Here is a 257-nt window from a genome sequence, read left to right as displayed (position 1 = left end):
ACGCGCCGCGAGGCAGAGAGACTATTAAACGACCAGACACTATTCCGCTGCAGTCGCCTCCCGCGGCGGACCCTAAGTCAGCGGCATTGGGGTCGATCCAGGCCGGCGGGGTGAACCAGGGCAGGCCCTTGGTGATGGCGACGGTCCAGTGGCCGTGGTGGATGAGCTGGTGGTGGAACCGGCACAGCAGGGTCATGTTGTCCAGCGCGGTGTCGCCGTGGTCGAGCCAGTAGCGGACGTGGTGGGCGTGGCAGCGG

The 257-nt window shown here is 66.9% G+C and carries 1 protein-coding gene; it reads right to left on the bottom strand.

Annotated elements, in window-relative coordinates:
* A partial coding sequence (locus tag QSK03_RS33005; RefSeq protein WP_285660079.1) for an HNH endonuclease signature motif containing protein occupies positions 1-257 on the bottom strand: 257 nt, incomplete at both ends.

This window comes from Actinomycetospora sp. NBRC 106375, from assembly GCF_030269665.1.
GTDB lineage: Bacteria > Actinomycetota > Actinomycetes > Mycobacteriales > Pseudonocardiaceae > Actinomycetospora.
The sequence above is the reverse complement of the archived record's forward strand: the minus strand, read 5'-3'. Positions and strand labels throughout refer to the sequence as shown.